A 13,828-nucleotide genomic window follows, 5' to 3' on the forward strand; every position below is an offset into this window, starting at 1 on the left:
GGCGGTGAGTTCGTACTGGACGACGCGCGCGCGGCTGTGGTTCTCGGCCTGCCATTCCGCGAAGCGCCGGATGATCGTGGCGAGGCGTTCGGTGGCGTCGGCGTCGGAGATGTCGGCGTCCTGCACGACCCGCAACGCCAGGGCGTGTCCCTCGTAGCCGATCGCGTAGAGCAGTTCTTCCTTGGACTTGTAGTGCGGATACATCGCGGCCGGGCTCATGTCGAGGCGCGCGGCGATCTGGCGGGTGGTGGTGCCGCCGTACCCGTTCTCGGCGAATACCTCGATGGCGGCTTCCCGCAGGCGGGCCGCCGCCTTGGATCCGCTGATCACGTCGTCTCTCGATGTGGCCACTGTGCTCTCCCTGTGTTCCGGCAGTTGACAACTTGCCGCATCGGGTCCACTATAAGCAAACGCTTAGATTATAAGCGCGTGCTTAGATTAGGAGCGGTTGAATGCGACGCACCCTGTACGGTCCCGATCACGAGGCGTTCCGCGAGTCGGCTCGCGAGTTCGTGAACCGGTTCGTGCTGCCCCGTGCCGAGGAACTCATCGAACGTCACGAGATCCCCCGCGACATCTGGATCGAAGCGGGCAAGGCTGGCTTCCTGGGGCTCGAGATCCCCGAGCGCTTCGGTGGCATGGAAGCGAACGACTACCGCTTCAACGCGATCGTCGCCGAGGAGTTCGCCCGGGCGAACATGGCGCTGTCGTCGTCGATCGGCATCCACTCCGACATCACCGTGCCGTACATCGTCCACCTCGGTAACGAGGAGCAGCGCGAGCGCTGGCTGCCGCGTTGCGCCACCGGTGAGCTCATCTGCGCGATCGGCATGACCGAGCCGTCCGGTGGTTCGGACCTCGCCAACCTCAAGACCACCGCGGTCCGCGACGGCGACGACTGGATCCTCAACGGCGCGAAGACCTTCATCACCAACGGCTACAACTGCGACCTGGTTGTCGTCGCGGCCCGCACCGATCCGTCGAAGGGCGCCAAGGGCATTTCGCTGCTCGTCGTCGAGCGCGGCATGGAGGGCTTCGAGAACGGCCGCAAGCTCGACAAGGTCGGCCAGCCCGAGGCCGACACCGCCGAACTGTTCTTCAAGGACGTCCGCGTCCCGGGCAAGAATCTCCTCGGTGAAGAGGGCATGGGCTTCATCTCGATGATGAAGCTGCTCCCGCAGGAGCGCCTCGGCTCCGCCATCAACAACGTGCACCACGCCAAGCACATCCTGCTCGAGACCATCGAGTACGCCAAGGAGCGCAAGGCGTTCGGCCAGGCCATCGGCACGATGCAGTACAACAAGTTCCTGCTCGCCGAGCTCGTCACCAAGATCGAGGTCGCCGAGGCCTACGTCGACCAGGCCGTCGAGGCCCACGCCGACGGTGAGCTCAGCGCGGTCGACGCCGCCAAGGCCAAGTGGTGGACGGCGCAGACGCAGTCCGAGGTTCTCGACGCCTGCGTGCAGATTCACGGCGGCTACGGCTTCATGAACGAGTACCGTGTGGCCCGTGCCTGGAAGGATGCCCGCGTCACCAAGATCTGGGCCGGCACCAACGAGATCATGAAGGAACTCATCGGCCGCGACCTCGGCCTGTAGTCCCCGATACTCCACTCTTTTCGAAGGAGCTTCCGATGCCCGAAGCAGTGATCGTCTCCGCAGTACGTTCGCCCATCGGCCGCGCGATGAAGGGCTCGCTCAAGTCGTTGCGCCCCGACGACATGGCCGCCCAGATGGTCGCCGCCGCACTCGCGAAGGTGCCCGAACTCGACCCCACCGAGATCGACGACCTTCTCCTCGGTTGCGGCCAGCCCGCCGGCCAGTCGGGTTTCAACATCGCGCGGACCGTCGCGGTGCAGCTCGGCTACGACTTCCTGCCGGGTGTGACCGTCAACCGGTACTGCTCGTCGTCGCTGCAGACGACCCGCATGGCGATGCACGCGATCAAGGCCGGCGAGGGCGACGTGTTCATCTCCGCCGGTGTCGAGTCGGTGTCGAGCTACATCACCGGCAACGCCGACGGGCTGCCGAACACGAAGAACCCGCTCTACGCGGACGCCGAGGCCCGCACCGCGAAGCTCGCCGAGGGCGGCACCGCGTGGACCGATCCGCGCCGGGACGGCCTGCTCCCCGACGTCTACATCGCGATGGGCCAGACCGCCGAGAACGTCGCCTCGTACACCGGGATCTCCCGTGAGGACCAGGACCGGTGGGGCGTGCGGTCGCAGAACCGCGCGGAGGATGCCATCAAGTCCGGGTTCTTCGAGAAGGAGATCACCCCGCTGACCCTGCCCGACGGCACCGTCGTCTCCACCGACGACGGCCCGCGCGCGGGCACCACCTACGAGGCAGTCAGCCAGCTCAAGCCGGTGTTCCGCCCGGACGGCACGGTCACCGCCGGCAACGCGTGCCCGCTCAACGACGGTGCCGCGGCGCTGGTGATCATGTCGGACACCAAGGCGAAGGAGCTGGGTCTGACCCCGCTCGCCCGGATCGTCTCGACCGGCGTGTCGGGTCTGTCGCCCGAGATCATGGGCCTCGGCCCGATCGAGGCCGTGAAGAAGGCGCTGGCGCTGGCCGGTAAGTCGATCTCCGACATCGACCTGTTCGAGATCAACGAGGCGTTCGCCGTGCAGGTGCTCGGTTCGGCCCGCGAGCTGGGTATCGACGAGGACAAGCTCAACGTCTCCGGCGGTGCGATCGCACTCGGCCACCCGTTCGGTATGACCGGTGCGCGCATCACGAACACGCTGATCAACAACCTGCAGGCCCAGGACAAGCAGTTCGGCGTCGAGACCATGTGTGTCGGCGGCGGCCAGGGCATGGCGATGGTCCTCGAGCGCCTGAGCTGACGCCCGCATAGGCAAGGGCAAACACACCATTAGGCCGTATGTCTGAAAAGGCATGCGGCCTAATGTTTTTCGGGCGTGTCCATTTGAATTCCACCACCTCTCCGGGCTATACACATCGGTAGCCCCGTACTTTCCGAGGAGACAACTGTGTCCGCTCTCGACAGGTTCCGCCTCGACGATCGCGTCGCGATCGTCACCGGCGCATCGTCCGGTCTCGGTGTCGCGTTCGCGCAGGCGCTGGCAGAAGCCGGCGCCGATGTGGTGCTCGCGGCTCGCCGCGCCGACCGGCTCGCGGAGACCGCCGAACTCGTCCGCGCCGCCGGCCGTCGCGCCGTCACCGTCGAAACCGACATCGCCGATCCGGACCAGGCGCAGCGCATGGTCGACACCGCCGTCGAGCAACTCGGCAAGGTCGACATCCTCGTCAACAACGCCGGCATCGGCACCGCGGTCCCCGCCACGAAGGAGACCCCGGACCAGTTCCGCCGCGTCATCGACATCAACCTCAACGGCTCCTACTGGGCCGCGCAGGCCGCCGGTCGCGTCATGCAGCCGGGCAGCTCGATCGTCAACATCTCCTCGATCCTCGGCATCACCACCGCGGGCCTGCCGCAGGCCGCGTACGCCGCGAGCAAGGCCGGAGTCATCGGGCTGACCCGCGACCTCGCGCAGCAGTGGGGTCTGCGCAAGGGCATCCGCGTCAACTCGATCGCCCCGGGCTTCTTCGCGACCGAGATGACCGACGAGTACCCGGACGGCTACATCGACAGCATGAAGTCGCGGATCGTCCTGGGCCGCACCGGTGACCCGGCCGAACTCGCCGCAACCCTCGTGTGGCTCGTGTCCGACGCGGCCGGGTATGTGACGGGGCAGACCCTCGCGGTCGACGGCGGCCTTACCATCAACTGACCGTTCCACCATCTACTGGAGGTTTCGTAGTGAGCTCGACAGTCCGCACCGCCATCGTCACCGGAGCCGCCCGCGGCATCGGTGCCGCCGTCGCCAAGCGTCTCGCCGAGGACGGCCTCCAGGTCGCCGTGCTCGATCTCGACGCCGACGCCTGCGCCGACACCGTCGCCGCCATCGAGTCCGTCGGCGGCAAGGCCCTCGCGGTCGGCGCGAACGTCGCCGACGAGCAGTCGGTCGCCGCTGCGGTGGAGAAGGTCGCCACCGAACTCGGCGAGCCGACGGTCCTGATCAACAACGCCGGCATCACCCGCGACAACCTGCTGTTCAAGATGACCGTCGAAGACTGGGACGCGGTCATGGCCGTGCACCTGCGCGGCGCGTTCCTGATGACGCGTGCCTGCCAGAAGTACATGGTGGACAACAAGTTCGGCCGCATTGTCAACCTGTCGAGCACGTCCGCGCAGGGCAACCGCGGTCAGGTGAACTACTCCGCTGCCAAGGCCGGCATGCAGGGCTTCACCAAGACCCTCGCGATCGAGCTCGGCAAGTTCGGTGTCACCGCCAACGCGATCGCCCCGGGCTTCATCGAGACCGAGATGACCGCCGCGACCGCCGAGCGTGTCGGCGTCCCGTTCGAGGACTACAAGAAGGCCGCCGCGGCGCAGATCCCGGTCGCGCGCGTCGGCAAGCCGGAGGACATCGCCCACACCGCGTCGTTCCTCGCGTCCGAGGGTTCCGGTTTCGTGTCCGGCCAGGTCATCTACGTTGCCGGTGGTCCGAAGGACTGAATCGAGCCGAACGCGGCGCTGCGGTCCCCGGTGGGGGCCGCAGCGCCGCTGTCGTTCAGGCGTCTAACCGAGCGGGGGAAGCTTCACGACCTGCCCCGCGTACGCGAGCCCGGCGCCGAACCCCACCAGCAGTGCGGTGTCGCCAGGTTTCGCCTTGCCGGACCGGAGGAGTTCTTCCATCGCGAGCGGAATCGACGCGGCGCTCGTGTTTCCGGTCTCGGCGATGTCCCCCGCGACCGCGACCGAATCGGGCAGGGCCAGCGCGCGAACCAGCGCGTCGGTGATGCGGCTGTTGGCCTGGTGTGGCACGAAAGCGTCCAGGTCGTCGACGGTGACCCCGGCCTTACCGAGAGCGTCGCGGCACGCCTTCTCCAGGAACGTCACGGCCCACCGGAACACCGCGGCACCGTTCATGCGGATGTAGGGCCGTTCGGGCACGGTCCCGCTTCCGCCCGCCGCCTCGACTTCGGCGAAGTACCGTGCGAAGTCCTTGTCCTGCTTGATGGCGTCGGTCTGGGAGCCGTCGGAGCCCCACGCGACCGGGCCGATGCCCTCGGTGTCGGACGGCCCGACCACGGCGGCGCCGGCCCCGTCGGCGAAGATGAACGCGCACGTGCGGTCGGTGGGGTCGAGCAGATCCGACAGTCGTTCGACGCCGATCACGAGAACGTGACGGGCCTGTCCCGCCCGGACCAGGGCCGCCGCGTTCCCCAGCGCGTAGCAGAAGCCCGCGCAGCCCGCGGAGATGTCGAACGCCGCGGTGTCGTGCATACCGAGTTCGGTGGCCACGACCGCCCCGGCGGACGGCCCGAGCACCATCTGCGACGACGTGGCCAGCACGACCGCGTCGATCTGGTCCACGTCCAGCCCGGCTGCGGACAGCGCCTCGCGGGAGGCGGCGACGCTCATCGACACGATCGTCTCGTCGGGTTCGGCCCAGCGGCGGGTGGCGATGCCCGAGCGGGTCCGGATCCACTCGTCGGAGGAATCGATGCGGTCGACGATCTCGGCGTTGGGTACCACCCGGCGGGGGCGGTATGCCCCGATTCCGAGCAGTGCGGCGTGCGTGACCGCGGGTGCGGTGTTGATAGCGGTGGGCATGGTGTCCTCTCCGGCCGGTATCGATGGATTCCGGCCGGATCCATCATGGAACCGGACGGCGGGTTTCGGCACGGACTTCCCGTATTGCGCACCCTACGAGCTTTCCGGGGCTCCCGGCACTACCCCTTGGGTGACGTTTCCAGCCGCCATCCGGACGCCGCGTCGCGCTGTCGCCAGAACTCCGCGAAGCGGCCCCCTGCCGCGAGCAGCTCGTCGACGCCGCCGTCCTCGACGACGCGGCCGCGCTCGAGGAACACGACCCGGTCGGCGGTGCGGATGCCGGCCAATCGGTGCGCGACGATCACCCGGGTGCGCGGCGTCGGGTCGGCGGTCAGGGCCTGCACGATCGCGGTTTCGTTCTCCGTGTCCAGCGCGCTGGTGGCCTCGTCGACGAGCAGCACCGGTGCCGGTTTCAGCAGCGCCCGCGCGATCGAAACACGTTGCCGCTCACCTCCGGACAGGGCACCACGGCGTCGTGGTCGCGGGCACCGAACCCACGCATCATCGCCCCTGAAAACCTCGTTCGGTCATCAGATCCCCATTCCCATCGCCGCCAGCTCGGCCATGACCTGATCGAGCGGCCGCCCGGGAGGCGCGACCGACACGACTCCCCGGACCATCGCTGCCAGAACGAGTCTCACGAACTGTGTGTGTTCGACCGACGGAAGGTTGCGGTGTGCCTCCGCCAGGTCTTCGTCCGTCTTCAGCTGGGCGGTAACCTCCTGGCGCTGCGCATCGAGTTCGTCGGCGTGCTCACGCTGGGAGTCCTCGGCCACCGCATAGTTGATGGAGACACCGGCGATCACGCTGGACAGCGCGATCGCGACGTCGGGGCTGTATCCGCGTTTGCTCAACGCTTCGATCTGGTGCGCCATCAGGAGGCGACCGGCCTCGCCGCGGGGAAACAGGATCTGCATGTACACTCCTTCGGCCTGCAGATGTGGCATTTCATCGTCCGGCACCCCGGCCTCGGTGTGTACATGCAGATCCTGTTTCCCCGCGGCGAGGCCGGGGTGCCGGACGATGAAATGCCACATCTGCAGGCCGAAGGACAGCAGGTGCTGCTCGATGTCGTGATCCGGATCGTCGTGGAGCTTCAGGTCGCCGAGCAGGCTTTCGCCGACGAGCCGTTCGAGCCCCCACCGTCCGTCGACCGCCCGGTACAGGGCGGTCGAGGACACACCGAGCTCCGCCGCGACGGCGTTCATGCTCAGCCTGCGCATCCCGAGTTCCCGGCCGACGCGAATGATGTCGTCGACCTCGAACATGCGCGGACGTCTGCCGATCACGTGCCTGTACCCCTGCTTCTCGTTAAGTTACGCCCTATAACTTAGGTCAGTCTAAGTTCCGCCCCACTGCGGTGCAACACCGTCGTCCCAGATGGGGATCGTGCTTGTGGGGTTTCAGCGCGGCCCTCGCGCCGCCGGTGACGGTCGGTCGGGGGTGACGGTATCGGCGCGTCGCAGTCGGCGTACACGGTCAGCAAGCACGTCGTCCGGGTCCTCGCACAGTCGCTGGCGGCGGACCTCGAGTCCGTCGACGCGAACATCGGTGTGTCCGTACTCCTGCCCGGCCCCGTGCGCACCCGCATCTTCGACGACGCAGGCACCGCCGGAACGGAAGGGGCCGAAGGTTATCGGCAGCAGATGGCTGCATACCTGGCCGGTGGCGGACTCACACCCGCGGAGGTCGCCAAGTTGGTCTTCGAACAGATCATCGCGGGCGCTCGGTGGATCCATCCTCACCCGGAGATGTGGTCGGCCAACCTGAACCAGCACGTGGCGGAGTTGGTCGCGGGGCTGCCGGAAGCCTGAACCTCGCTGTCGGTGACGGGAATCTTCACTCGAATGGACCGAATGATGGTTCCGTCACCGGGTACCGACAACAGGGCACATCTGCCCTATGCGCGATCGTCTCGATTCTCTCCAGTAGATTTTGCTGCGAGTTCGGCAAGGGTCGCCGACACCAGGGAAAGGGGCCGACAACGCTATGTTCTACAAACCGGCCCCGCTGGCACACGACGCGGAGATGCGGGTCGAGGAAGCACTACAGCAATGACGGATTTGGCGAGTCTCGGGCTCGAAGATCGAAGTGTCAGATTGATTGCAGGGCAACGGGTGTGGGACGAACTCGCCCCACTCCTCGAGCCACGCTCGTGCGCCATTTTGGCGGCGGTCGCGTACGTCGGCTCGCATGGTGGTGATCTGACCAAGCTCTAGCGGGGCTCTTCGATCATCGTCGATGCGAGCGCGTCAGCGGTGCGAGCCGGATCGACCGACCCCCTTGTACTTGCAAGGTGGATCGAGGCGGGCGTACGTGTGTATTCGCTGGAGGGCGTGCACGCCAAGATGATCCTTGCCGAGTCTACCGGCGAATCGCACCCGCCCTTCTTGCTTGTCGGGTCCGCGAACCTCTCGGGATCCTCGGCGACGACGCTCACCGAGAGCGTCGTGCTGACCGACAGTCGCGACTGCGTCGACGAAGCCCGAAGCAAATTGCTCGCGTGGAAAACACGCGCGGAACCACTCACGCTCGATCACGTACGTGCGCTCATCGAGCAATGCGGTGTGGATCGGTCACCGGACCACATGGAATCCGAGCCGACCGAGACTCTCGACGAGTCGTCGTCGAGCGCGGGCGAGACGATCCCTGACGAGACGGGTGCTGCGTCGAGACCGCGCCCGACGCAGCTTCTGCTCGTTCGGATGGCGGAAGAGTTGGATCCTCCGGCCGAAGTCTTGCACCTCCGAGAGCGCCTTTCGGCCGAGTTGGGCTGTGACGATCCGGATTCGGATTCAGTTCTGTTCGTGTTCCGCGAGATCGAGGAACCCGAGTACCGCTTACCGCTCTCCGTGGGGGCTTGCGTGATCGCCGTAGATGCGAGTGCGAAGGGGAAGGTGACAAAGGGGAGCCAGGTAGTGCCGCCGGGGCCCGTCGTCTACCTGTACGACGATGACAACGGGGACAGATACTGCTACTTGCACCTCACGGAGTCATCGCGTGACGTGTCGTGGGCAGACGTCATCGGGGTGTTCGAGGCGCTGGGAGAGAAGCCTGAGTTCGAGCGCAACTACTTCCGCAAGTCTGCAGTGGACGCGCTCCTCAGCCTCTGGCCTGAGTACTGAGAGACGATGAGTGTGGGTACGCCGCTGGATTCCGGGGCGAACCCACACCGTCGGTACGGCCAATCACTCGGGGGAATGCGGTGGATCATCACTGAGGATCTCGACGTACCCGTCCGTCCCGTTCACCCGTATCCGTTGCCTGTCCCGAATGAGCCGTGTTGCATTCTCGACGCCCACGATCGCCGGCAGCCCGTACTCTCGCGCGATCACCGCACCGTGTGTCATCAGACCGCCGACCTCTGTCACCAGGCCCTTGATGGCGACGAACAGGGGTGTCCAACTCGGATCGGTGTAGGCGGTGACCAGGATGTCGTCGGCCGCGAGATCGGCGTGCGCGATGTCCAGGACGACGCGGGCACGGCCCTCGACGGTCCCGCTCGACACCGCCATGCCGGCGAGCGCACCTTCCGGAAGATCCTCGCGACGGTAGGCCCCGGTGAGGGCTTCACCGTCCGAGGTAAGCACCCGGGGCGCCGTCAGCGCCTTATACGTGCGGAACTCGTCCCGTCGCTCGTCGATCAGGTCGTTGCGCTCACGCTGTGTCGCAACGAGATCGGCGAGTTCGTCGAACCTCAGGAAGAAGATGTCCTCCCGATCGCTGACTACACCGTTCCGGACGAGGCGGTCGGCCTCGCGCAGCAACGCCTGCTTGTACACGAAGTAGCGGCACACCATCCCGTACTTCGGATACTCCCGGTACCCCGCGAAGTCCCGGACACGGTCGATCATCCGCTTCGTCTCTTCGGCCTTGGTGTCCCCATCGGGTAAGGCGCGCAAGCGTTCCAGAACCTCGCGTTCCTTCTCGTCGGAGTTGCGTCGACCCTGCTCGAAGCGCTGATTGGCGGCACCTGGACCGAAACCCTTGATATTTCCCAGGATCGGCGGGACGAGGGTCGTCGGAGCTTCGCTCCAGCGGGGCCGGGTGATGTCGATTTCGCCGACGCATCGCATGCCGTACTTGTCGAGGTAGTCCTCGACGGCGGCGCGGGCTTCGCCGCCCCCGTCGAACTTTTCGAGCTCGTCGAGGAAGGCGTCGTCGTCGAAACCCGAGTCCTCGACCTGCTGCAGGAAGGCCACCACCTGCGGATGCGGGCGGATGGCGTCGGCCACGTCCAGCAGCGCCAGCCCCATTTCCGAGGTCACATTGTGCGGAACCGATTGGGTGAGCGTGTCGGCTGCATTCCGTTCGCCCAGCCGCTCGTCGAGCCGGTCGTTCAGCCAGTCGGCAGCACCCATCCCGGCCATGATCGCTTGGAGACCGCGCGGATCGAACAGGACCCGCCTGAGTTCCTCGATATCGTCCCGAATGAAGTCGATCAGCTCCGTCCCGGTCTTGGTTGCGATGTCACGCTTCAAGACCTCGAGGGAAGCCTCGCTCTGCGCGATGAGTTCGGTGACGATCGCCGGATCCGGCGCGATCGGGTCAGGGGCGCCCACCGCTGCAGGGATGGAACCGTCGTCCGGACCTTGCGGGACGAAGCCGCGGTCCAGAATCGTCTGCAGCGCATCGCCGATGAGCGGATCGGACTTTCCGAGCGCGGCAACGATCGCGGGCCCGGCCGTCGCCGACGCAAGCCGCTCGGTGACGTCGACGAACAGCCGGCCCCCGGCGTCACGCATTGGCGCCCGACTTGTCATCTGCCAGAAGGAAAGTCCGAGTGGCTTCATGGCGTCGGTCATCATCTGCTGATGTCCGACCGAGACGTACACGCGATTCTCGTCGTCGTCGGATTCCGGGATCGGGAACAGCGTGGTGATCGGCCGGCTCTGAACGATGTCGAAACGGTCGTCGACCAGGCACCATTCGATGTCCTGCGGACAGCCGAAGTGCGCTTCGATCCGACCGCCCAAATCGGCGAGCCGGAGGATCTGCGCGTCCGTCAGCACCGGTTGGTTCTGCCGCTCCGGAGGAACCTCCTGCATCTGCGTCCCACCGTGCGGTGTGGCGTACAGAGCGCGCAGCTTCGTGGCGATCGTCCTGCCGACCACGGCACCGTCGCGCACTGTGTAGACATCCGGGTTGACCTGGCCGGACACCAGCGCCTCTCCGAGACCGAATCCGGCGTCGATGGAGGTAACCGTCCGGTCGGAGGTGACGGGATCGGCCGTGAACATGATGCCGGACGCCTCCGGGAACACCATCCGCTGCACGACCACGGCCATGTGCACCTTGCGATGATCGATCCCGTTTCGCAGCCGGTAGGTGACGGCACGCTCGGTGAACAGCGACGCCCAACACCTGACGACATGCCGGAGGACTTCGTCCGGGCCCACGACGTTCAGGTACGTGTCCTGCTGGCCTGCGAACGACGCCGACGGTAGATCCTCCGCGGTCGCGCTGGACCGCACGGCACAGGCCGTGTCGTCACCCAAGCGCGACAGTGCTTGCCTGATCGCCGCTGTCACCTCCTCCGGGACGACCCAGTCCTCGATCGTGCGACGAACCTGCGCGCTCACCGCGCCGATCTGCTCCCGATCGTCCGGAGTGAGGTGTGTGAGCTGCTCGAACAGGGCGTCGAGCGCCGGCGTTTCTGTCGTGACTCGGCGATAGGCGTCGGTTGTCACGCAGAAGCCGTCGGGGACGAGGACGCCGTCGATGCGCGACAACTCTCCGAGGTTCGCGCCCTTGCCGCCGACCAGCGCGATCTGCGTCCGGTCGATTTCCTCGAAGCCCAATACGTAGTGCATGCTGCCGCCCTTCCCTGCTGGTCCAGCATTCTGCGGGCGATTATGAGCCGAAAATCGGGGCCTCATGAGGCTCGCCATTCGTGTATAGATTGGAAGTGGGAACAAGCCGCACGGTCGCGATTCCCGCTCTCGTCCTCTCTGCTTCCTCGAACACTGGTCGGATTGTCGGGGAGCGGACCATAGGCGGCGGCAATGAGTTCGATCGGCGATGCGTCTTTGCGCCGCGTCCCGCTGGGTGTTGAACTGCACATACCGCTGTCTTCTCGGGGAATCGACCTCGGATCCGTCAGCAGCACCGCACAATTCGACGGGAGTGCCTCGATGCGCATCGGAACCATGATCACCTACAGCGGCGGATTCGCCGAGACCGTCGCCGAGGTCGCCGATCTGGAACGCGCAGGTCTGGACATCGTCTTCATGGCCGAGGCCTATTCCTTCGATGCCGTCAGCCAGCTCGGGTATCTCGCCGCAAAGACGTCGCGGGTGCAGCTCGCCTCCGGGATCTTCCAGATCTACACGCGGACCCCGTCGCTGATGGCGATGACCGCCGCGGGCCTCGACTACGTGTCGGACGGGCGATTCGTGCTCGGCATCGGTGCGTCGGGACCGCAGGTGATCGAAGGATTCCACGGCGTGCCCTACACGGCGCCGCTCGGACGCACTCGCGAGCTCGTCGACATCTGCCGGCAGGTGTGGCGCCGGGAACCGGTGCGCTACGACGGCAAGTACTACCAGATTCCGCTGCCCCCGGAGAAGGGCACGGGACTCGGCAAGCCACTGAAGATCATCAATCATCCGGTGCGCGAGCGCATCCCGATCGTCATCGCCGCACTGGGACCGAAGAACGTGGCCCTCACCGCGGAGATCGCCGAGGGCTGGCAGCCGATCTTCTACAACCCGGAACGCGCGAACGACGTGTGGGGTGAGGCGCTCGCGAAGGGCAAGGCCAAGCGCGATCCGTCGCTCGGCGACCTGGAGGTCTACGCCGGCCCCGCCCTCGCAATCGGCGACGACGTCGATCACCTGCTCGACCTGGTCAAACCCCACCTCGCGCTGTACATCGGGGGTATGGGTGCCCGCGGCAAGAACTTCTACAACGACCTCGCCTGCCGATACGGGTACGAGGCCGACGCCAAGATCATCCAGGATCTGTATCTGGACGGAAAGAAGGACGAAGCCGCCGCGGCGGTGCCGGACGAGTTGGTGCGGGCGATCTCGCTGATCGGCCCCGAGGGTTACGTGCGCGAGCGGGTCGCAGCGTTCGCGGAGGCGGGTGCGACGACCTTGAACGTGAAGTTCCTCAGCCCCGACCCGGCAGGACGCGTCGAGCAGCTCGAGAAGCTACGCGCCATCGTCGACGCGTGACGTCGGACGGGTGCCGGTAACGGCAGGATCGCTACGCTCGATCTGAGCAGCGAGGTCACGGCACGACACGTGCCCCCGGATCGGTGAAGGAGTGCACGTGAAGCCCTACCTGAGGGTGCTCGCGGGGATGTTCGCGGGCATCACGTTGTGGTTGGCATTCGTGGAGCTGATCCACGGCAAGTTCTCGGCCTCTTTCACCCAGCTCGTGTTCACCGCAATCCTTGCGTACCTCGCTGTCGGCAAACCCATTCGGGACTACCGGGCGCGGAAGCAGGCCGAGTATGCGGGCCTGGCTGCCCGCGCGGAGGCCGGGCACCTCGCATACCTGGCCGGGGATCCGGCGGCCTTCGCGCCGCCACCCCCGGCACCGCAGTCGCCGAAGGTCCGCCGAGGCGTCGTCATTGCGGCGCTCGTCGCCGCCGCGTTCGTGATCTTCGGGATCATCTCCGACATCTCCGACGGGCTCGAATCCCCGTCGGACGACGATGCCATGACCACGCCCACCGCACCGCCCAACACTTCGGGCGCTGCGCCCGTGACGGCAGCCGCGGCGGCCACGGCACACACACCCAGCCCATCGGCGACGGCGATCATGCCGGATGTTGTATGCATGAATCTTCAAGAGGCGCAGGACACGATCCAGACCGCTGGCGTCTTCTATTCGAAGAGCGTCGATGCGACGGGCGCGGGCCGCGCTCAGGTGTTGGATCGGAACTGGGTGGTTGTCGAGCAGGCTCCGAAGGCCGGTGTCGTCATCGGCGAAGGGGATGCGGTCCTGTCGGTTGTGAAAGAGGATGAGCCTCATAGCTGTTGATGCAGGCTGACAGTTCTGTGGACGGGCAACGCGTAGGAAACGGACGCCCTGCGGGCGGCTGCTTTGAACCGATCGGAGACCCTACGGGTCGCTGAGTCTGCTCGGCCCCTTCCCCAACGCTGCCCGGTCGCCATACCCCGATAGACCGTCTCGGCCAGCACTCCTGGCCCCACGTCGGGTGGTGACG

11 protein-coding genes and 2 pseudogenes are annotated in these 13,828 nt (G+C 66.3%); 8 read left to right on the forward strand and 5 right to left on the reverse strand.

Annotated elements, in window-relative coordinates:
* Nucleotides 1-351: TetR/AcrR family transcriptional regulator (locus I0Q12_RS33050; protein WP_307846288.1), on the reverse strand; the 351-nt coding region annotated here is incomplete at its 3' end.
* A gap of 101 nt (nt 352-452) precedes the next feature.
* On the opposite strand from I0Q12_RS33050, the gene I0Q12_RS16515 reads away from it, so the two are divergent.
* The 4 genes from I0Q12_RS16515 (at nt 453) to fabG (ending at nt 4,548) form a co-directional block, all read left to right on the forward strand.
* On the forward strand, nt 453-1,598 hold the full coding sequence (locus I0Q12_RS16515; RefSeq protein WP_197252933.1) for an acyl-CoA dehydrogenase family protein: 1,146 nt from the start codon (nt 453-455) through the stop codon (nt 1,596-1,598).
* 35 nt (nt 1,599-1,633) lie between these two features.
* On the forward strand, nt 1,634-2,851 hold the full coding sequence (locus I0Q12_RS16520; protein ID WP_197252934.1) for an acetyl-CoA C-acetyltransferase: 1,218 nt from the start codon (nt 1,634-1,636) through the stop codon (nt 2,849-2,851).
* 147 nt (nt 2,852-2,998) lie between these two features.
* A complete protein-coding gene (locus I0Q12_RS16525) occupies nt 2,999-3,760 on the forward strand; it encodes a 3-oxoacyl-ACP reductase family protein (protein ID WP_197252935.1) in 762 nt (253 codons plus the stop codon).
* Nucleotides 3,761-3,789: 29 nt separating this feature from the next.
* Nucleotides 3,790-4,548 (forward strand): 3-oxoacyl-ACP reductase FabG, encoded by a 759-nt coding sequence (fabG, locus tag I0Q12_RS16530; RefSeq protein WP_197252936.1) that lies wholly within the window; start codon nt 3,790-3,792, stop codon nt 4,546-4,548.
* A 63-nt stretch (nt 4,549-4,611) separates the two neighbouring features.
* Here the strand turns inward: fabG and I0Q12_RS16535 are convergent, their stop codons facing one another.
* The 3 genes and pseudogenes from I0Q12_RS16535 to I0Q12_RS16545 all read right to left on the reverse strand — a co-directional run bounded on the left by I0Q12_RS16535 (nt 4,612) and on the right by I0Q12_RS16545 (nt 6,917).
* Complete coding sequence (locus I0Q12_RS16535) at nt 4,612-5,649, reverse strand: beta-ketoacyl-ACP synthase III (RefSeq protein ID WP_197252937.1); 1,038 nt, start codon at nt 5,647-5,649, stop codon at nt 4,612-4,614.
* A gap of 119 nt (nt 5,650-5,768) precedes the next feature.
* Nucleotides 5,769-6,113 (reverse strand): annotated as a pseudogene (locus I0Q12_RS16540) (ATP-binding cassette domain-containing protein); the annotation flags it as partial.
* A 66-nt stretch (nt 6,114-6,179) separates the two neighbouring features.
* Entirely contained in the window at nt 6,180-6,917 is a 738-nt protein-coding gene (locus I0Q12_RS16545; protein ID WP_197252938.1) for a TetR/AcrR family transcriptional regulator, read from the reverse strand.
* A 177-nt stretch (nt 6,918-7,094) separates the two neighbouring features.
* On the opposite strand from I0Q12_RS16545, the pseudogene I0Q12_RS16550 reads away from it, so the two are divergent.
* A pseudogene (locus I0Q12_RS16550) lies at nt 7,095-7,463 on the forward strand (hypothetical protein); the annotation flags it as partial.
* Nucleotides 7,464-7,985: 522 nt separating this feature from the next.
* Nucleotides 7,986-8,774: a phosphatidylserine/phosphatidylglycerophosphate/cardiolipin synthase family protein gene (locus tag I0Q12_RS16555; RefSeq protein ID WP_197252939.1), complete on the forward strand. Its 789-nt coding sequence runs from the start codon at nt 7,986-7,988 to the stop codon at nt 8,772-8,774.
* A gap of 63 nt (nt 8,775-8,837) precedes the next feature.
* On the opposite strand, the gene rph is transcribed toward I0Q12_RS16555, so the two are convergent.
* Entirely contained in the window at nt 8,838-11,462 is a 2,625-nt protein-coding gene (gene rph / locus I0Q12_RS16560) for a rifamycin-inactivating phosphotransferase (RefSeq protein ID WP_197252940.1), read from the reverse strand.
* A 321-nt stretch (nt 11,463-11,783) separates the two neighbouring features.
* On the opposite strand from rph, the gene I0Q12_RS16565 reads away from it, so the two are divergent.
* Together I0Q12_RS16565 and I0Q12_RS16570 are read left to right on the forward strand one after the other, a co-directional pair.
* Nucleotides 11,784-12,827, forward strand: a complete 1,044-nt coding sequence (locus I0Q12_RS16565; RefSeq protein ID WP_197252941.1) for an LLM class F420-dependent oxidoreductase — start codon at nt 11,784-11,786, stop codon at nt 12,825-12,827.
* Nucleotides 12,828-12,924: 97 nt separating this feature from the next.
* Nucleotides 12,925-13,641, forward strand: a complete 717-nt coding sequence (locus I0Q12_RS16570) for a PASTA domain-containing protein (protein ID WP_307846290.1) — start codon at nt 12,925-12,927, stop codon at nt 13,639-13,641.
* Nucleotides 13,642-13,828 lie beyond the last annotated feature (187 nt).

This window comes from Rhodococcus sp. CX (genome assembly GCF_015865005.1).
Classification (GTDB): Bacteria; Actinomycetota; Actinomycetes; order Mycobacteriales; family Mycobacteriaceae; genus Rhodococcus.